Genomic DNA, 17,285 nt, shown 5'->3' on the forward strand with positions numbered 1-17,285 from the left:
ATGCCCACTGTCTGATGCGGTGCTAAGTGACAACTGTCAGCGGCAGTCGGACCGCCGGGGGTAGCGGCGGGTCGGCGGGTTCGGCGCGCATGCCCTTGATCAGCAGCGCGGCGAGGCGGCGTGAGGTGGCCATGGTGGTGGCCGGCGTGGTGGTCCGGATGCCGCTGTTGGCCATGAGGACCATGATCAGGTCGTCCAGGACGAAGTCCGGGCGCAGCTTGCCTGCCGCCTTGGCCCGGTGGGCGAGTTCGGCGGTCTTGTCCAGTGCGCGCGCCCGGTCCGCGGCGAAGTCGGTCGCACGGGGGAACGCTGTGACGAAGGCCGCGGTGAAGCCCCGGTCCCGTGCGTGTATGTCACAGATCTGCTCGATCATCCGGCAGAAGCCGTGCCACGGGTCGGGATCGGCCAGCCCCTCGTCGACCGCGCTGGTGCAGGCTGCCATCTGCTCGGTGAAGACGGTGGTGACCAGCGCCTCCTTGGTCGGGAAGTGCCGGTAGAGGGTCGCGGGGCCGACCTCGGCGCGCCGCGCGATCTCGCGCATCGCCACGTCCAGCCCCTGCTCGGCGAACGTCGTGCGGGCCACGGCGAGGATGCGCTCGCGGTTGTCCCGGGCATCGGAGCGCAGGGAGTGAGGCAATCGGTTCGTCACCGCTCTCACTTTAACGAAACGGACGGGGTGTTCCACTAGCGTTCGACGCCATGAGAGCACTGAGTTTCGCCGAGTACGGTCCCGCCAATGTCCTTGAGGTCGCCGACGTACCGGAACCCCACGCGGGACCGGGCCACATCCGGGTGGCTGTACGCGCCTCGGGCCTCACGCCCGCCGACTGCCTTCTGCGCTCGGGCCGGCTGCGCGACATGACACCGCTGCGCCTGCCCCACGTGCTCGGCGTGGATGCCGCGGGAGTGGTCGACGAGGTCGGCGCGGGAGTGACCGGTGTCCGGCCGGGGGACGAGGTCTTCGGCATCGTCGATCTCGCCGAACTGGGCGGCGCGAACGCCGAGTACGCGGTCCTGGCGGCCTGGGCGTTGAAGCCGGACGCGCTGAGTTGGGAGCAGGCCGGCGGCGCGGCCGCGAACGTGGAGACCGCCACGCGCGTCCTGGACCGGCTGGAGGTCGGCGCCGGCACGACCCTGCTGATCGAGGGCGCGGCCGGCGGGGTCGGCACGGTCGCCGTCCAGCTCGCGGTGGCCTGCGGTGCGACCGTCATCGGTACGGCCAGCGCACGCAACCACGAGTTCGTCGCGGGGCTGGGAGCGATACCGGCCACGTACGGCCAGGGGCTGGGGGAGCGGGTCGCCGCCCTCGCACCGAACGGCGTCGACGCCGTCCTGGACTGCGCCGGATCCGGTTCGCTGCCCGATCTGGTGGACCTCACAGCAGGTCCGGAGCGGGTGGTGACCATCGCCGACCTGGGCGCCGCGAAGTACGGGGTGCACCTCTCACGATCGGCTGGCCCCGGAGCCGACCGGCAGGCGGTCGACGGACTCGCCGCGGCCGCCGTCCTTGCCCAGCAGAGCCGCTTCACCGTTCCGGTCGCGGCCGCCTTCACCATTGAGGACGCGGCCCAGGCACACCGACTGAGCGAGACCGGCCATGCCCGGGGAAAGATCGTCCTCACCCTCTGATACCGCATCACGCAAACGTTCGCCCTGCTGACACCCACGTGCCTGCCCTCGCCGCGTTCGGTACGGGCGCCAACGCGAGCGGTTCGGCGATCACCGTCCGGGGACGGTCCGCGCTCGCCGTCACCGACGTGGATGGCGCGGACATCCGGGCGGCGGGCCCCGCTGATCGGGCCGCGCCTGGTGGAGACCTTCATCGTTCATTCGGTCGGTTCTCTGTTCCACTCATGGCGGGGGCGGGCCGACGAACGAGCACCCATCGGAATTTCGCCCTCAGTCATCATGTCCTCCACCCGGTCCTCACGACCGTCAGCGGAAGGCACAGTCTCAAGCAGACTCAGAATGCATGCCCGGAAATCGGTCAAAAGATCGGCAATCCGTATCGAGACCTGTCTTCCACAGTCCCTCTTCTGCATGAAATCACTGACGCACCGCAACCATCGACGAATGCCACTTCACGCGCGGCGGAAATGGCTGGTCAGCAAAGGACCTGCAGACCGAACCGATAGGAGCACATCCGCGCGGAATCCACTGCCGCCGCGCCGGTTGATCCGGAGGATGGCGACCGCCGCCGTCGGCTGCCTCGTGCTGCTGTCGCTGACCGCCCCGGTGTCGAGTGCGCAGGCCCCGGCCGGCAGGAAGCGGGACGTCGTCTACGACCCGGTCCACCTCGTCCAGGACGATTCGGGCAGGGGGGTGACGTTCGAGGTCTACGACAACTGGGACTACGCGCTCCTGACGAACGCACCGGGCAACGGCACCGTTGTGGTCTTCATCCTGGACCATGAGGGCAACTACAGCATCGCGTCGACTTCCGCCTGGTCCGCCCCTAGCCTCGCGCTTTCACGAGCGAGGCTGGCCGAGGCGTGATCAAAGAACGAGGAGTGCCGCTGACCTGGGACGATAGGGCTTGTCCAGGGTCCATGTCGTCATCAAGAAAGCTGCGCCCCTCAGGTGAAGAAGCGCAGCGGGTTGTACCCGCATGTCCGCGTCGAGGGCGGTGGTCGCGAGTCCTTGACCCGTCTGGGCAGCACACCGTGAGGCAGTGGCTGCCGCTATTCGCCCGGCAGGGCGACGAGGGTTGCGTGATCATCACCACACGTGGCCGCCAGGATGCACCTCGCTTATGTTGGTGCTCAGTGGCGTCGCTCCTGCCGCCCGCGGGCGGGAGACCAGTTCCCTGGAGGCCGCGCGCAGGTGACACACACGAGATCGTCCGCCGTGACCCCATGCGCGCGGGATGCTCGATGCGGCCGGGGATGCGACGCCGGTTTTCCGCTACAACGACCTCGAAGGTGTCCACCCAATTCTGAACACGCTAGGAATCCAATGATCGAGCTGGACCACGCAGAGAAATTCCGCACCGACGGATTCGTCTTCTTTCCCGGACTGCTGCCGCGAGACCTCCTGAAGAGAATTCAAGAGGAACTCCCGAAGGTGCTCGACGAGCCCGGTCCGCAGAGGTTCCTCGAAGACGACGGAACCACAGTGCGAGCCGTCTACGGACTGCACCGGAAAGAAGGCGTATGGCAAGAGGTGGCGACCGACTCGGTGGTCTCGCAGACAGCCAAGAGCCTGAGCAACAGTGACCTGTACGTCCTCCAGTGGAAAGTAAACCCGAAGTCCGCTGAGGCCGGCGACCAATGGGAATGGCACCGGGACTTCACCTACTGGCAGGCCGAAGACGGCCTGCCCGCACCGAGGGCGTTCACCGCCGGCATCTTCCTCGACGATATCGACGAGGACAACGGCCCGCTTCGGATCGTCCCCGGCAGTCACACGGGCCCTGCTCTGCACGAAGAGCTGGAGGCCATGGACCACCAAGAGATCACCGACAGGGAAGCCGACGACTGGTCGGCCGCAGTCTCCGCCAACCTGTCATTCGCCATCTCCGACGGCGGGGCCACGGCCCTGTCAGGCGGCCGCGAGGTGTTCACCGCATGTGGGCCTGCGGGGAGTGTGGTCTTCTTTGACAGCAACGTCGTACACGGGTCCCTCCCCAACCGCTCACGGCGACCGCGCACCCTCGCGCTGATCAGCTACAACCCGGTCGACAACGCACCGACGGACTGGCCGACGCCCCGCCCGGCCTACTTCGTCAACCTCGAACCAACTCCGCTGCCCTGACCCAAGCACGGACACAACTGATATCAGGTAGTGGTGGCGGGTGGTCGCCGAAGTATCGGCTCCTGACAGGCCGTTGGCCCTGAGCCGGTCCCCGTACGGCTCGTATGCTTCGCGGTAGACCGAGGGCGCTCCCTTCGCCGTCGCGAAGAGCCGGTCCTCAGCCTTGTCGGCGTCGGCGAGCCGGGTGACAGTCATGACGCCGCGACGCGCCGCGGGGCGCCCGGCACGTGCCGGCGCCTGAGCCGTGACAGCGGCACTCCCGCAGCCGGCACACAGGACAGAGCGGTGCTCTTGCTCCCCCGCGGGAAGGCCGGCATCCCCCTTCCGCTTTCCCGCCTCGGCCACCATGGCGGAGAAGGCCATGAAGGCTGCCCCGCCGCCACAGACTCCGCACGCGGCCATCTGGTCGAAGACCTCGTCGGTGACAGCCGGATCGTCGATCGTGTACCTGCTCGGGGGCGCGGTCCGACCCGACTGCGCACCGGTTCCCGGCGCAGGGAGTGCCGCTGCTGTGACAGGCTGCGGCTCGGTTTTGGCCAGGCCTCTGATGACACGTGGCCGAATCCACGCCGCGGCCCGGCCCCGCCTCGTCAGTGCACCAAGCCTGGCTCGCGCAGGGAACCCGCCCAGAGCGGCCAAAGCGTTGGCACGGGTAGGCTGTTGGCACGGGTAGGGACAAGAGCGGCGGGCGTCTTTCGCCACGAATGCTCGTTGTCGGACAAGTGGGCGCCCCTGCGTGCGTGCGCTTTTGTCTCCGGTGGTGAACTTCCCGCCGCCCTGGGAGGCCTGCGGGGTCGGATCCGTCGCGGCGACCGGGTGGTCCGGGGCATCACACGACGGTCGCATCCGTTCACGGTCCCAACCGCTCGAGCACCGAAGGGCCGCCCTGGCTGAGCGCGGCGCCCATCGCTTCCTGGTGTGACCGTGCCCCGACGCTGGGTCCGGGCGCGCGATGGTGACGTCACATCACGGCAGGTAGCGGGGACCAGTTGGTGCTTGCCTGCCCCCGGGGTACGGCGGGGCCAGGGGTTGGGCTCGGAGGGCGGCGTCGAACGCGGGCTGTCCGTTCAACGCGTGCACACATGGATCACTACCCGGATGTTGCCGCTCGGGTCGGGCCGGGTGCTTGATGAGTACGTCCTCGGCGCACGTCCAGCCCCCAGTGCCCCTACGGCTCCGCGCGGCGGGAACGGCCGAGCCGATGTATCCGTCGTGGCTCAGCCCGCGCCTCCTGGTGTTCAACCACCCGCCCCCAGCCTCGAATCCGTCGACGCCTCCGATGAGGACCCCTTGCCATGACCCTGCCCTTCTCAGCCGCAGTGCCGGCTTCCACCCCGCCGCCGGCCCCCTCGCTGGATCCGGAGCGTCTTAAGAGCGACGTCGAGCAGGTCCTGCACACCTTCCTGGCCTGCAAGGGAGAGTCGACGACGGCGGGCGGGCGCTTGCCGAACGTGGCAGCGCCGCTGCGGGAATTCCTTGATGCCGGGGGCAAGCGCATCCGCCCGGTCCTCGCGCTGGTCGGCTGGCACGCCGCCGGCGGCACCGGCGACCCGCACACGGCACGGCACCTGGCCGCGTCCCTGGAGCTCTTCCACGCCTTCTGCCTCATCCACGACGACGTCATGGACCGCTCGACGACCCGCCGCGGCCGACCCACCGTCCACCGCTCCCAGGCCCACCAGTACCGCCGGCAGCACCCGCACTTGGCGCAGCAGGTGCCCGCGGAACGGTTCGGCGAAGGCGCAGCCATCCTGATCGGGGACCTGGCCATGGTCTGGTCCGACGAACTCCTCCACCAGGGCCACCCCACCCCTGAACAACTCGCCCGCATCCTGCCGCTGCTGGACGCGATGCGCACCGAGGTCACCCTCGGCCAGTACCTGGACCTGGCCCATACCGGCTCGGACAGCCCCAGCGTCGCCACCGCCCTGACGGTCATCCGGTACAAGACCGCAAAGTACACGGTCGAGCGGCCACTCCAACTCGGCGCCGCACTCGCCGGTGCCGATCAGACCCTGCTGCACGCCCTTTCCGCGTATGCGATCCCGCTCGGCGAGGCGTTCCAGCTGCGCGACGACCTCCTCGGCGTCTTCGGCGACCCGAAGGTGACCGGCAAGCCCGCGCTCGACGACCTGCGGGAGGGCAAGGCCACGGTCCTGATCGCCCTCGCCCTGCAACACGCCAGCCCTGCCCAGGCCGACCGGCTCCGCCTGCACCTCGGCTGCCCCACCCTGACGCAACACCAGGCCGACGCCGCCCGCCACATCATCACCGCATCCGGTGCCCGCGACATGGTGAACGACATGATCGCCGAACGGTACGACCAGGCACTGGCCGCATTGGACGGCGCACCGGTCGACCCCGCGGCATCCGAGACTCTGCGCCACATCGCCCGCCAAGCCGTCCAACGAACGGCATGAACAGCCGGACCGTTCAAGGGAGGTCGGCCGCCCGAGCGCGAACTGCGCGATCTCCTGGACGCGATCCCGTACGTCGACCGCACCGGCATTCCCTGGCGGTACCTCCCACGCGACTGTCCGCCCCGGGAGACGGTCTGCAACGTGCTCCGCACCCCCGCGATCAGGGGCTTCGTCTGTGCGCTGATCGCCCCAGCGGGTGACGATGCGGCTGCTGGCAGTGCTCCGCTGCCATGCTGGGAACCGGCACTGACCATCGCGTGATCGGAGTCCCTCATGCTGACGACCCGCTTCGTCCCCGGCGCACCCAACTGGATCGACCTCGGTGTCCCCGACGTCGACGCCGCCGCGGCGTTCTACTCCGCGCTGTTCGGCTGGACCTTCCAGTCGGCCGGACCGGACGCCGGGGGCTATGGCTTCTTCCAGCTCGACGGCAGGACGGTCGGCGCCGTCGGCCCCTGCCAGGAGGAAGGCGCGGCCCCGGCCTGGACGCCCTATTTCCTCACCACGGACGCGGAGGCCACCAGCAAGGCGGTGGAGCAGGCCGGCGGTCGGGTCCGGACCGCGCCGATGGACGTCTTCACCGCGGGTCGGCTCGCGCAGTTCACCGATCCGACGGGCGCCGACTTCGCGGTCTGGCAGCCGGGTGACATCAAGGGCCTGGAGGCGGTCATGGAGCCGAACGCCCTGTGCTGGACGGAGCTCTACACCACCGACGCCGCCGCGGCCCAGGACTTCTACCGCAGCGTGTTCGCCTGGACCTACCAGGACATGGCGATGGGTGGGGGGTTGACCTACAGCGTTGCTTCGGCGCCCGGTGCGGGCAGTGGGGATGACACCGCGCACGGCGGCATCCTCCAGCTTCAGCAGATGCATCTGGACGCCGGGTCGGCGTCGGAGTGGCACCCGTACTTCGGTGTCACCGACTGCGACGCGTCGTACCACGCGGCCGTCCAGCTCGGGGCCACGCCGTTGATCGCGCCGATGGACGCGGCAGGCATCGGCCGGTTGGCGATGGTGGTGGACCCGGCCGGAGCGGTCTTCGCCGTGCTCAGGGGCGAGTCGAAGGCGGCCTGACGCCGGAGCGACGGGGCACGTTCGCCATCGTGCGGGCGGGGGCGCGGTTCGTCCTCCGCGATGGTGTCGCGAGCGGTGGGTATGTGGTCGTGGGCTGGGGAGCGTCCCGCTGTCGTGGACGTTGAGTGCGAGGGGCGGCGGTTGCGCCGTCTGGTGTGCTCGGCAGGAGACGGGATCGACTCTGTCGGCGACGGCCGTTGTGCCGATTCGCCGGCAAGAGGCCGCGCCGGGCTGGCCGTCGGGCCGCGAAAGCGGAAGCCGAGAGGCGGCCGACCGCGCACGGCTGACCACGCGCGGTCACCGGCGGGATGGGTCCGGTGAGGAGCCGGCGGCAGTTGGACGGGCGGGTTCGCCAGTACCGGGGCCGGGGGCCGGGCCCGTCCCGCCACCGGGCAGGCCGATTTCGCCTGGCGGCTGACTGTGCGTGCCGACGGTGTTACGCTCCCGAGAGAAGAGAGAGCTGACTCTCACTTGTTGGGTCGGGACGCCGCTCATCCACCCCGGTCCGGACGTGCAGGAGAGGGCGGTTCTGCCAAGCGTTCGCTGCTCTTGTGGCCCTTCGGCCGGTGAGGAGACCCATCATGACCGCCCCCGCACCGCAGTTACCCTTCGAGCGCCCCGACGCCCTGGACCTGGCGCCGCTGTTCGCGCGTCTGCGCGAGGAAGGCCCGATCACGCGGGTGACGACACCCGTCGGCGACCCGGCCTGGCTGGTGACCCGCTACGAGGAGGCCCGGGAGGTTCTGAGCGACACCCGCTTCTCCCGGCTGCGCCCCGATTTCGAGGGCGCGCCCAGGATCTCGGAGTCGGCGCTGCACACGCGCCCGGCCCCCTCGCCCGAGGAGGAGGACCGCGAGCACACGCGGATGCGGCGGATGCTGGCGCCCGCGTTCAGCGCGCCGCGGATGCGCCGGCTGGGCGAGAGGATCGGGGAGCTCGCCGCGTCCTGCCTGGACGCGATGGAGGAGGAGCGCGCGCGGGATCCGGAACGCGCCGTCAACCTGCACGACCACCTGTCGTTCCCGTTGCCGGTGATGGTGATCTGCGAGCTGCTGGGTGTGCCGGTCGCGGACCGGGGCCTGCTGCGCGGCTGGTCGGAGCGGATCGCCGCGCTGTACGGCGAGGCCGACGGCGCCGCGGCCATGGCCGAGTTCGAGGCGTACGTGGCCGGCATCGCCGAGGAGAAGCGGAAGCAGCCGGGGCAGGACGTGATCAGCGACATCCTGGCCGTGCAGGCGCAGGACCCATCGTTCACCGAGGGGGAGATGACCCGCCTGGCGGTGGGGCTGCTGTTCGCCGGCCACGAGACGACGTCGGCCCGGATCGACCTAGGTGTGCTGTTCCTGCTGAGCGACACCGGCCGGCGGGACCGCTTCGCCGCCGACCCCGAGGCGCTGGCCCGCGCCACCGTGGAGGAGGTCCTGCGGATGGCCTCGCCCGGCGGCCTGGGCCTGACCCGCTACGCCCGTGAGAACGTCACCGTCGCGGGGACCGCGATCGCGCGGGGCGAGGCGGTGCTGGTGGCGATCAACGCCGCGAACCGGGACGGGCGGGTGTTCGAGGAGCCGGACACCTTCGACCCGTCGCGTTCTCCCAACGCGCACCTGGCCTTCGGGCACGGCGGCCACTACTGCATCGGCAACGTGCTGGCACGCACCGAGATGCAGGTCGCGCTGACCGCGCTGTTCCGGCGCTTCCCCGGCCTGCGGCTGGCGGTGGACGCGCGGAGCCTGCGCGACCACGACGAGCGGCTGGCGGGCGGCCTCAGCGAGGTCCCGGTCCTGTGGTGAACGAGGAGCAGCCGTACGAGCAGCTGTACGAGAGGCCGGTCGCGCGGGTGGAGGCGGACACCTCGCGGTGCGTGTCGTCGGGGCAGTGCGCGGTGACCGCGCCGCTGGTGTTCGACCAGGACGAGGCCGGGCAGGTCGTCGTGCTCGCCGCCGAGCCCGGCGCGCGGGCGGCGGAACTGGCCCGCCAGGCGGCCGCCATGTGCCCGGCCTCGGCGATCCGGGTGCATCCGGCGCGCTGATCCGGTGCGCTGGCGTCCGGTGGTGCCGGCCGCCCCCGCGAGGGCGGCCGGCACCCGCCTCGGTGTCAGGGGGTGCGGGTGTGCAGTGCGGGGGCGGGGCAGGGCAGCGGGCGGGCCCCGGCGGGGGTGAGGCCGTCGAGGACCAGGGCCAGGTAGCGGCGCCAGCCGTCCTCGCGGGGTTCCATCGTCCACAGCACCGAGACCAGCATGACGACGACGCGGTGCAGGTCGTCGGGGACGAGGTCGGCGCGGATCACGCCTGCGTCCTGGCCGCGCGCGAGGAGGGCGTCGAGGGCGGCGAAGAACTCCTGCCCGGTCGCCGGGGTCAGGACGCCGGCGGAGCGGGCGGCGGCCAGCACGTTGTAGTCGCCGGCCACCGATTCCAGGGCCGCTTCCAGCACGCGGGCCAGTGCGGAGGCGGGGTCGGGGTCGTGGGCGGCGGCCTGGATGACGGGGCGGACGTTCTCGGCGAAGCGTTCGTCCAGTACGGCCCGCAGCAGTGCGGCCTTGTCGGGGAAACGACGGAAGAGCGTGGCGGCTGCGACGCCGGCCCGGCGTGCCACGTCGTCGAGGAGGGCGTCGGGGCCTTGTTCGGTGAAGACCTCCCGGGCAGCCCGGATGATCTTTTCCGCGTTGCGGGCGGCGTCGGCGCGCAGCAGCCGGGGGGAGTCGAGGGCCATTGCCGCAGCCTATCCAAGGGCCGGCGCTGCGGCGTCGGACGGTCCGGGTGCGTGGTGGTGTGCGATCGGGCCGGCGGGGGAGCGCGCCGGGCGCGGGCGGGGTGGGGCCGTCGCGCTCCCTTGGTGGTTCAGGTGTCCAGGTGGGTGGGGGCGAACATGCGTAGCAGGGCGGGGAGGACCAGCACGTTGGGGCCCGGGGTGGTGAGTGCGGCGGCCAGGTCCTGTGCGAGGTCGTCGGGTGTGGTGAGGGAGGCCGGGACGCCGAAGGACTCTGCCAGGCGGACGAAGTCCGGGCGGGCGAGTTCGGTGGCGGTGGCCTCGCCGAAGGTGCCCGTCATGTACTCGCGCAGGATGCCGTAGCCGCCGTCGTCGATGATCAGCCAGGTGACGTTGAGGCCGAGTTGGCGGGCGGTGGCGAGTTCGGCGAGTGAGTACATCGCGCCGCCGTCGCCGGAGACGGCGAGGACCGGGCGGCCGTTGGCGGCGACGGCGGCGCCCAGGGCGGCGGGGTAGCCGTAGCCGAGGCCGCCGGCGCCCTGGGCGGAGTGCATCGCTCCGGGGCGGCGGGCGTCGAACGCGGACCAGGCCCAGTAGCCGAGGATCGTCATGTCGAAGAAGACCGGCGAGTCGTCCGGTAGGGCGCGGCGGACGGAGGCCAGCAGGTCCTGTTCGAGGTCGAGCCCCTGGCTGTCGATCCGTTCCTGGACGCGTTCGAGCAGTTCGGCGGTCACCGCTTCGGCGCGTCCGTCCGCTGTGGCGGCCGGGACCGAGTCGCAGAGGGCGGCCAGGGCGAGGCGGGCGTCGGCGTGGATGCCGAAGGCCGGGTGGTTGGCCTCCAGCTTGCCCGCGTCGGCCTCGATCTGGATGATCCGGCCGCGCGGCGCCATGGTGTGGTAGTTGCTGGACAGTTCGCCCAGACCGGAGCCGACGACGAGCAGGACGTCGGCGTCCTCCAGCAGGTCGGTGGTGTGGCGGTCCTCCAGCCAGGAGCGCAGCGACAGCGGGTGCTCCCAGGGGAAGGCGCCCTTGGCGCCGAAGGTGCAGGCCACCGGGGCCCGCAACAGCTCGGCCAGCCGCAGCAGTTCGTCACCGGCTCCGGCCCGGACCACGCCGCCTCCGGCCAGGATCACCGGGCGTTCGGCCTCGGCCAGCAGCACCGCGGCCTCGGCGATCAGCTCCGGGCGGGGGACCGGCGGCCGGGGTTGGGCGCGCAGCCCGGTGACCGGCGGTACGGTCACCGGCGCGAGCAGGACGTCCTGCGGGATCTCCACCCACACCGGCCCGTACGGCGCGCTCAGCGCCGACTCCCAGGCGGCGGCCAGCGCGGAGGGGATCTGTGCGGGGGTGCGGGCGGTGTGCACGGACTTCACCACGTCGCGGAAGCTGGCCTGCTGGTCGACGAGTTCGTGCAGGTAGCCGCGCCGTCGTCCGCCCAGTCCGGCCGAGGGGATCTGGCTGGAGACGGCGAGTACCGGTACCGAGGCGGCGGCGGCCTCCTGGAGCGCGGCCAGAGAGGTGAGGGCGCCGGGCCCGGTGGACAGGAACAGCGGGGCCACCGTCCCGGCGGTGCGGGCGTAGCCGTCGGCGGCGAAGGCGGCGTTGTTCTCCACCCGCAGTCCCACGTACCGCAGGTCGGAGCGGCGCAGCGCGTCGAACAGGCCGAGGGCGTGCTGGCCGGGCAGGCCGAAGACGTGGCGGGCGCCGAGTGTGGCGAGTGATTCGACCACCAGGTCGCCGCCGTTGCGCAGGTGGGTCATGCGCGCACCTCGCCGGTGGTGTCGTGGGACTCGGTGCGGGCGTCGGTACGGGCGCCGGTACGGGCGCCGGCGCGGGTGTCGGGGTGTGCGTCGGTGCGGTCGTCCGTACCGGTGCGCGGGCCTGGCCGCGTCCGTTCGTTCGCGATCTGGCGGGCCATCAGCGTCGTCAGCTCGTAGGCGGTGTGGGAGGCGGCCACGGCGGTGATCTCGGCGTGGTCGTAGGCGGGTGCGACCTCGACCAGGTCGGCGGAGACCAGGTGGCAGCCGCTGAGGCCGCGCAGGATCTCCAGCAGTTCGCGGGAGGTGAGTCCGCCGGCCTCGGGGGTGCCGGTGCCGGGGGCGTGCGCCGGGTCGAGCACGTCGATGTCGATGGAGATGTACAGGGGGCGGTCGCCGACCCGTTCGCGCAGCTGCTGGGCGACCTCGTCCACGCCGCGTCGCAGGACGTCGGCGGAGGTGACGATGCCGAAGCCGAGCTTCTCGTCGTCGGTGAGGTCCTGCTTGCCGTAGAGCGGCCCGCGGGTGCCGACGTGGGAGAGGGCGGAGGTGTCCAGGATTCCCTCCTCGACGGCCCGGCGGAACGGTGTGCCGTGGGTGTACTCGGCGCCGAAGTAGGTGTCCCAGGTGTCGAGGTGGGCGTCGAAGTGCAGCAGTGCGACCGGTCCGTGGCGACGGGCCACGGCGCGCAGCAGCGGGAGCGCGATGGTGTGGTCGCCGCCGAGGGTCATCAGCCGGGCGCCGGTGTCCAGGAGTTCGCCGGCGGCCGCCTCGACGGTGTCGACGGCCTCGTGGATGTCGAACGGGTTGGCGGCGATGTCCCCGGCGTCGGCGACCTGGGCGAGTGCGAACGGTGAGGCGTCCTGGGCCGGGTTGTAGGGGCGCAGCAGCCGGCTGGCCTCGCGGATCGCGTTGCCGCCGAAGCGGGCGCCGGGGCGGTAGGAGACGCCGGTGTCGAAGGGCACGCCGACGACCGCGACGTCGGCGCGCGGGACCTGGTCGATCCGGGGCAGGCGGGCGAAGGTGGCGGGTCCGGCGTAGCGCGGTACGCGGGAGGAGTCGGTGGGGCCGAGGGGGCTGTGGGGGGCGTGGGGGTCGGGGGCGGTGCTCATGGCAGCTCCTGTCGGGCGGGGCGGGGCGGGGCGGTGCGGTGTCGGTCGGGCGGGGCGGCGTCGGGGTGTCGGCGGGCGGGCGTTGCGCCGGGTCGACGGGGTCAGTTCGCGTGGTCGGGGGCGATCCGGTCGGCGAGGCGCAGGAGGGCGGCCCAGGCCAGCTCGCCGGCCCGGTCGTCCTGGAGGTCGGAGCCGTGCTCCTGACCGGTCAGCTGGCGGGCGGTGAGCTCGGCGGTCTCGCCGGACGGCAGGACGAGCGGGCCGCCGCCGGCCTGGGCGGCGATCTGGATCTCGCAGGCCTTGTCCAGGTAGTACATCCGCAGGAAGGCCTCGCCCGGTGTGCGGCCGACGGTCAGCAGGCCGTGGTTGCGCAGGATCAGCGCCGGGTGCCCGGCGAGGTCGGCGACCAATCGCTCCTGCTCGGCCAGGTTGAGCGCGACGCCCTCGTAGTCGTGGTAGCCGACCCGGTCGTGGAACTCCATCGAGATCTGGTTGAGGGGCAGCAGCCCGTCCCGTTGGGCGGCGACCGCGCAGCCCGCCCGGGTGTGCGTGTGCAGTACGCAGTGGGCGTCCTGGCGGGCGGCGTGGACGGCGCTGTGGATCACGAAGCCGGCCGGGTTGACCGGATGGGGGGTCGGCTCCACCGGGTTCCCGGCCAGGTCGATCTTGACCAGGGAGGAGGCGGTGATCTCCTCGAACAGCAGGCCGTAGGGGTTGATCAGGAAGTGCTGCTCGGGGCCGGGGACGCGGACCGAGATGTGGGTGAAGATCAGGTCGGTCATCCGGAAGTGGGCGACCAGCCGGTACACGGCGGCGAGTTCGCGGCGCAGCCGGGCCTCCTCCGGTGCGGGCTGCGCCGCTGGTGCGGACGGTTCGGGCAGGGTGGGTGTCCCGGACGTGACGGTGGGCGCGGTGGGTGTGGTGGGCTGGCCCATGGGGTGTCCTCTCAGAGTGCGGCGGCCGGCGCGGTGGCGGGAGCGGCGGGAGTGTCCGGGGTGTCGGCCTGTCCGGCGAGGCGGCCGCGCCAGTGCTCCAGCACGGCGGCGTCGGTCGGGCGGGTGGCCAGGCTGACGGCCAGGTAGGCGACCAGGCTCACGGCGAGGCCGAAGTAGACCGGCTCGTTGGCGAGGACGCCCTTGGCGGCCATCAGCGCGATCACGGTGGCGCCGCCCGCGACCATCGCGGCGAGTGCGCCCGGCAGGTTGCCGCGCCGCCAGACCAGCCCGCCCAGGATCGGCACCAGCAGACCGCCGACCAGCAGGTTGTAGGCGACGGTGAGCGCCGAGATCACGTCGTCCAGGACGCAGGCGACGCCGATCGACAGCACGCCGAGGGCCACGATCGCCAGCCGGTTGGACCGCACCTCGTCATGGTCCGTGGCCGCGGTACCGGGCCCTGCCCGGCCGATGAGCGTGCGGACCCGGGCCCAGATGTCGTTGTTGGCCACGGTGGCGGAGGCGATCAACGCGCCGCTCGCGGTCGACATCATCGCCGACAGCGCCGCCGCCAGGACCAGGCCGCGCACCCCGGCCGGCAGCGTGCTCTTCACGATGGTCGCGAACGCGCTGTCGGGGCTGGCCAGTTGGGGGTAGAGCGCCTTGGTGGCCATCCCGATCACCGCGCCGGCGACGGCGTACGCCAGGCAGTAGGCGCCGGCCACCGTGCCGCCGTACGCGGCGACCCGGTCGGTGCGGGCGGTGAACACCCGCTGCCAGATGTCCTGGCCGATCAGCATGCCGAAGGTGTAGATCAGCACGTAGGTGAAGATCGTGTCGCCACCGATCGAGCCGAACGAGAAGTAGCCGGACGGAAGTTCGGCCTTCAGCTGGGCGAGGCCGCCGGCCTTCACGACGGCGACCGGCAGCAGCAGGAACAGCACCCCGATGCTCTTCACCACGAACTGCACCATGTCGGTGAGGGTGATCGACCACATGCCCCCGAGCGCCGAGTAGCCGACCACGATGGTGCCGCCGATCACCACGGCCGCCCAGCGGGGCACGTCGAACAGCACGTCGAAGACGCTGGCGTAGGCGATCGTCGAGGTCACCGCCAGCATCAGGGTGTAGACCCACATGACCACGCCGGAGATCACGCTCGCCGCCCCGCCGTAGCGCAGCGACAGCATCTCGGCCACGGTGTACACCCGCAGCCGGGCGATCCGGGCGGAGAAGAGGATGCTCAGCGCCAGCAGGCCGAGCCCGATCGCGAACACCATCCAGGCGCCCGACAGGCCGTAGGAGTAGCCGAGCCGCACGCCGCCGATGGTGGACGCGCCGCCGAGCACGACGGCGGCCATCGTCCCCGTGTACAGCACCGGGCCCAGACGGCGGCCCGCGACGAGGAAGTCCGCCTTCGAGGAGGCACGCCGCTTGCCCCACCAGCCGACACCGACGATGCCCAACAGATAGCCGATCATCACGACGTAGTCGAGGGTCATGGGGGGTCCTCCGATCCGGCCGGACGCGCTGGGGGAGCGCCCGGGCCAGGGCTGCGGGTGGGGGGAACAGGCAGGGCGTCAGGTGGGACTGGCGGGGCTCACGGGAAAGCCGGCAGGGCTCACGGGAACGGCAGGAGAGGCGGGGGACGGGGGCCGGGGGTGCCCGAAGGAAACGCCGTGTGCTGAACCTAGACCGCCCTGCCCGGCCCGCAGAAGTATCGGTTTCATCCAATATCGTTAGGCCGGATGTGCGAAACCCTGCGACGAAAGGCCGCCGGCGTGCCCGACCCAGCCCCCGCCCCCGCCCCCGGCAGTCCCGCCGTTCCGCTGAGCGTCCTGCTCGCCGACCCCGTCCTCGGACTGCGCCGGATCGCCGGACCGGCCGAGGAGCGGCTGATCGCCACCGTCGGCACCACCGAGGTCGAGGACCCCGGCCCCTACCTGCTCGGCGGCGAACTGCTGCTCACCGCTGGCGTCCGCCTCCCGCAGACCGCCGAGGGCATCGACGCCTACGTGCGCTGCGTCGTCGAAGCGGGCGCGGCCGCGCTCGGCTTCGGCGTCGCGCCGGTCTACGACGAGGTGCCGGCCGACCTGGCCGCCGCCTGCGACCGGCACGGCCTGCCGCTGCTGCGGGTGCCCGACGGCACCCCGTTCGTCGCCGTCGGCCGGGCCGCCTACTCGGCGATGGCCGAAGCCGTCCACCGCGGCCTGCGGCAGATCTCCGACGCCCAGTCCGCCCTCGCCTCCGCGGCCGCCCGCCCCGACGCGCTGCGCGCGGTCGTCCAGCAGCTCGCCGTGCACCTGGGCGGCTGGACGGCACTGCTGGACGGGCGCGGCGTCGAACTGTTCAGCGCCGGAGCGCGCCCGCCCGCACCGGTCCAGGACGAACTGCGCGCCCTCGCGGAACGGACCACCGCGCGCGCCGCGGGCCGCGCCCGGCCGCCGGCCGCCGCCGCCCAGCACCACGCCGGACGGCACCTGACGGTGCGGACCCTGCCCGGCACCGACGGGTCCGGCGGCCCGCTCACACTCGTCACCGCCGCCCAGGAGCCGCCGAGCGCCGTCCACCGCTCCGTGGCCGGGATGGCCGTGGTGCTGCTCTCGCTGCTCACCAGTCCGCGGCACGCGCTCGGTACGGACGCCCGCGGTGCGGGGGCGCTGGTGCGGCTGCTGCTCGGCGCGGCGCCGCAGGAGGCGGCGGCCGGCCTGCTGCCGCCCGGCGGGGCGTGGGTGGTCGTGCACGGCCGGCTGACCGGGCGGGCGGGCGGCGGCGGTGAGGCCGTCCAGCTCGCGGCGCTCGGTACCGCTCTGGGCACGCCGTACCTGGACCTGGACGGGGCCCGGCTGCGGGCGCTGCTGCCCGGTTCGGCGGCTGTGGAGCGGGTCGTGGACACCGAGTCCGCCGTCCGGCTCGGCTGGACGCTCGGGGTCAGCGCGCCCGCTCCCACGGCGGGGCTGGGGATCGCCGATGTCCAGGCGGAGCGGGCCCTGCGTCACGCGCTGGCCACTGGCGCCCCCGCGGTCCGCCACCATGAGGCGGTCGGGCCGAGCGTCCACGCCCTGGTCGTTCCCGAGGACGCCGCGGCCCTCGCCCGTAGTACGTTCGCGCCGCTGGCCGGCGCGGGCACGCCGGGGCCGGCCGTGCTGCGGGAGACGCTGCGGACCTGGCTCGCCCTGCACGGCAGCTGGGACCGTACCGCGGCGGCGCTCCAGCTCCACCGCAACACCGTGCGCCAGCGCATCGCCCGGGTCGCCGAGTTGCTCGCCGTCGACCTCGGCGACGCGGAGGTCCGGATGGAGCTCTGGTTCGCCCTGCGCTGGCTCCCGCCCGACGCGCACTGACCGCGGGCGGCCCGGCGGCTCCGCGGGGAACCGGTGGACCGCCCGAGCCGCGTCGGCCCGGTCCGCCGTGTCATCCGGCCGGCCGGACGCCCCCGTAGGCGGTCGGACACCCGAAGCCGTCCAACCCGGTGGCACGGGGCAGCGGTCGCGGAAGGCTCCCCCCGGAGATGAACGGGTCGCCGCG

General features: G+C 72.3%; 13 protein-coding genes and 2 pseudogenes. 9 read left to right on the forward strand and 6 right to left on the reverse strand.

Annotated features, from left to right (window positions below):
* Nucleotides 1–22: 22 nt before the first annotated feature.
* Nucleotides 23–649, reverse strand: coding sequence for a TetR/AcrR family transcriptional regulator (locus ACFVTF_RS05745; protein ID WP_387809467.1), 627 nt, complete (start codon nucleotides 647–649; stop codon nucleotides 23–25).
* A gap of 50 nt (nucleotides 650–699) precedes the next feature.
* Here ACFVTF_RS05745 and ACFVTF_RS05750 point away from each other — a divergent pair, with 50 nt between their 5' ends.
* From ACFVTF_RS05750 to ACFVTF_RS05785, 8 genes and pseudogenes are all read left to right on the forward strand, one after another.
* The gene (locus tag ACFVTF_RS05750; RefSeq protein WP_387809469.1) at nucleotides 700–1,629 is read left to right on the forward strand and encodes an NADP-dependent oxidoreductase; all 930 of its coding nucleotides are present in this window, start codon (nucleotides 700–702) and stop codon (nucleotides 1,627–1,629) included.
* Between the two features lie 555 nt (nucleotides 1,630–2,184).
* Entirely contained in the window at nucleotides 2,185–2,496 is a 312-nt protein-coding gene (locus ACFVTF_RS05755; RefSeq protein ID WP_387809472.1) for a hypothetical protein, read from the forward strand.
* Between the two features lie 459 nt (nucleotides 2,497–2,955).
* Nucleotides 2,956–3,753: a phytanoyl-CoA dioxygenase family protein gene (locus ACFVTF_RS05760; RefSeq protein ID WP_387809474.1), complete on the forward strand. Its 798-nt coding sequence runs from the start codon at nucleotides 2,956–2,958 to the stop codon at nucleotides 3,751–3,753.
* A 1,295-nt stretch (nucleotides 3,754–5,048) separates the two neighbouring features.
* Nucleotides 5,049–6,173, forward strand: coding sequence for a polyprenyl synthetase family protein (locus ACFVTF_RS05765; protein ID WP_387809477.1), 1,125 nt, complete (start codon nucleotides 5,049–5,051; stop codon nucleotides 6,171–6,173).
* A gap of 21 nt (nucleotides 6,174–6,194) precedes the next feature.
* Nucleotides 6,195–6,434 (forward strand): annotated as a pseudogene (locus ACFVTF_RS05770) (transposase); the annotation flags it as partial.
* Between the two features lie 12 nt (nucleotides 6,435–6,446).
* Nucleotides 6,447–7,247, forward strand: coding sequence for a VOC family protein (locus tag ACFVTF_RS05775; RefSeq protein WP_387809480.1), 801 nt, complete (start codon nucleotides 6,447–6,449; stop codon nucleotides 7,245–7,247).
* A 581-nt stretch (nucleotides 7,248–7,828) separates the two neighbouring features.
* Complete coding sequence (locus ACFVTF_RS05780) at nucleotides 7,829–9,037, forward strand: cytochrome P450 (protein ID WP_387809483.1); 1,209 nt, start codon at nucleotides 7,829–7,831, stop codon at nucleotides 9,035–9,037.
* Nucleotides 9,034–9,276: a ferredoxin gene (locus ACFVTF_RS05785; RefSeq protein ID WP_387809486.1), complete on the forward strand. Its 243-nt coding sequence runs from the start codon at nucleotides 9,034–9,036 to the stop codon at nucleotides 9,274–9,276. Before ACFVTF_RS05780 ends, ACFVTF_RS05785 begins: the two co-directional genes overlap by 4 nt.
* A 65-nt stretch (nucleotides 9,277–9,341) precedes the next feature.
* Here the strand turns inward: ACFVTF_RS05785 and ACFVTF_RS05790 are convergent, their stop codons facing one another.
* The 5 genes and pseudogenes from ACFVTF_RS05790 to ACFVTF_RS05810 form a co-directional block, all read right to left on the reverse strand.
* Nucleotides 9,342–9,956: a TetR/AcrR family transcriptional regulator gene (locus tag ACFVTF_RS05790; protein WP_387809489.1), complete on the reverse strand. Its 615-nt coding sequence runs from the start codon at nucleotides 9,954–9,956 to the stop codon at nucleotides 9,342–9,344.
* A gap of 128 nt (nucleotides 9,957–10,084) precedes the next feature.
* The gene (locus ACFVTF_RS05795) at nucleotides 10,085–11,713 is read right to left on the reverse strand and encodes a thiamine pyrophosphate-binding protein (RefSeq protein ID WP_387809492.1); all 1,629 of its coding nucleotides are present in this window, start codon (nucleotides 11,711–11,713) and stop codon (nucleotides 10,085–10,087) included.
* A 131-nt stretch (nucleotides 11,714–11,844) separates the two neighbouring features.
* Nucleotides 11,845–12,822 (reverse strand): annotated as a pseudogene (gene speB, locus ACFVTF_RS05800) (agmatinase); the annotation flags it as partial.
* Nucleotides 12,823–12,923: 101 nt separating this feature from the next.
* Nucleotides 12,924–13,757 (reverse strand): class II aldolase/adducin family protein, encoded by an 834-nt coding sequence (locus ACFVTF_RS05805; protein ID WP_387809495.1) that lies wholly within the window; start codon nucleotides 13,755–13,757, stop codon nucleotides 12,924–12,926.
* Nucleotides 13,758–13,768: 11 nt separating this feature from the next.
* A complete protein-coding gene (locus ACFVTF_RS05810) occupies nucleotides 13,769–15,259 on the reverse strand; it encodes a sodium:solute symporter (RefSeq protein WP_387809498.1) in 1,491 nt (496 codons plus the stop codon).
* A 279-nt stretch (nucleotides 15,260–15,538) separates the two neighbouring features.
* Here ACFVTF_RS05810 and ACFVTF_RS05815 point away from each other — a divergent pair, with 279 nt between their 5' ends.
* Nucleotides 15,539–17,101 (forward strand): PucR family transcriptional regulator, encoded by a 1,563-nt coding sequence (locus tag ACFVTF_RS05815; RefSeq protein ID WP_387809500.1) that lies wholly within the window; start codon nucleotides 15,539–15,541, stop codon nucleotides 17,099–17,101.
* Nucleotides 17,102–17,285 lie beyond the last annotated feature (184 nt).

Origin of the sequence: Kitasatospora sp. NPDC057940, assembly GCF_042887425.1 — a bacterium.
GTDB lineage: Bacteria > Actinomycetota > Actinomycetes > Streptomycetales > Streptomycetaceae > Kitasatospora.

Excerpts from the sequence above, each read along its gene's own strand:
- ACFVTF_RS05750 (WP_387809469.1), top strand. The coding sequence starts at position 700 with ATGAGAGCACTGAGTTTCGCCGAGTACGGTCCCGCCAATGTCCTTGAG.
- ACFVTF_RS05755 (WP_387809472.1), top strand. The coding sequence starts at position 2,185 with ATGGCGACCGCCGCCGTCGGCTGCCTCGTGCTGCTGTCGCTGACCGCC.
- ACFVTF_RS05760 (WP_387809474.1), top strand. The coding sequence starts at position 2,956 with ATGATCGAGCTGGACCACGCAGAGAAATTCCGCACCGACGGATTCGTC.
- ACFVTF_RS05765 (WP_387809477.1), top strand. The coding sequence starts at position 5,049 with ATGACCCTGCCCTTCTCAGCCGCAGTGCCGGCTTCCACCCCGCCGCCG.
- ACFVTF_RS05775 (WP_387809480.1), top strand. The coding sequence starts at position 6,447 with ATGCTGACGACCCGCTTCGTCCCCGGCGCACCCAACTGGATCGACCTC.
- ACFVTF_RS05780 (WP_387809483.1), top strand. The coding sequence starts at position 7,829 with ATGACCGCCCCCGCACCGCAGTTACCCTTCGAGCGCCCCGACGCCCTG.
- ACFVTF_RS05790 (WP_387809489.1), bottom strand. The coding sequence starts at position 9,956 with ATGGCCCTCGACTCCCCCCGGCTGCTGCGCGCCGACGCCGCCCGCAAC.
- ACFVTF_RS05795 (WP_387809492.1), bottom strand. The coding sequence starts at position 11,713 with ATGACCCACCTGCGCAACGGCGGCGACCTGGTGGTCGAATCACTCGCC.
- ACFVTF_RS05805 (WP_387809495.1), bottom strand. The coding sequence starts at position 13,757 with ATGGGCCAGCCCACCACACCCACCGCGCCCACCGTCACGTCCGGGACA.
- ACFVTF_RS05810 (WP_387809498.1), bottom strand. The coding sequence starts at position 15,259 with ATGACCCTCGACTACGTCGTGATGATCGGCTATCTGTTGGGCATCGTC.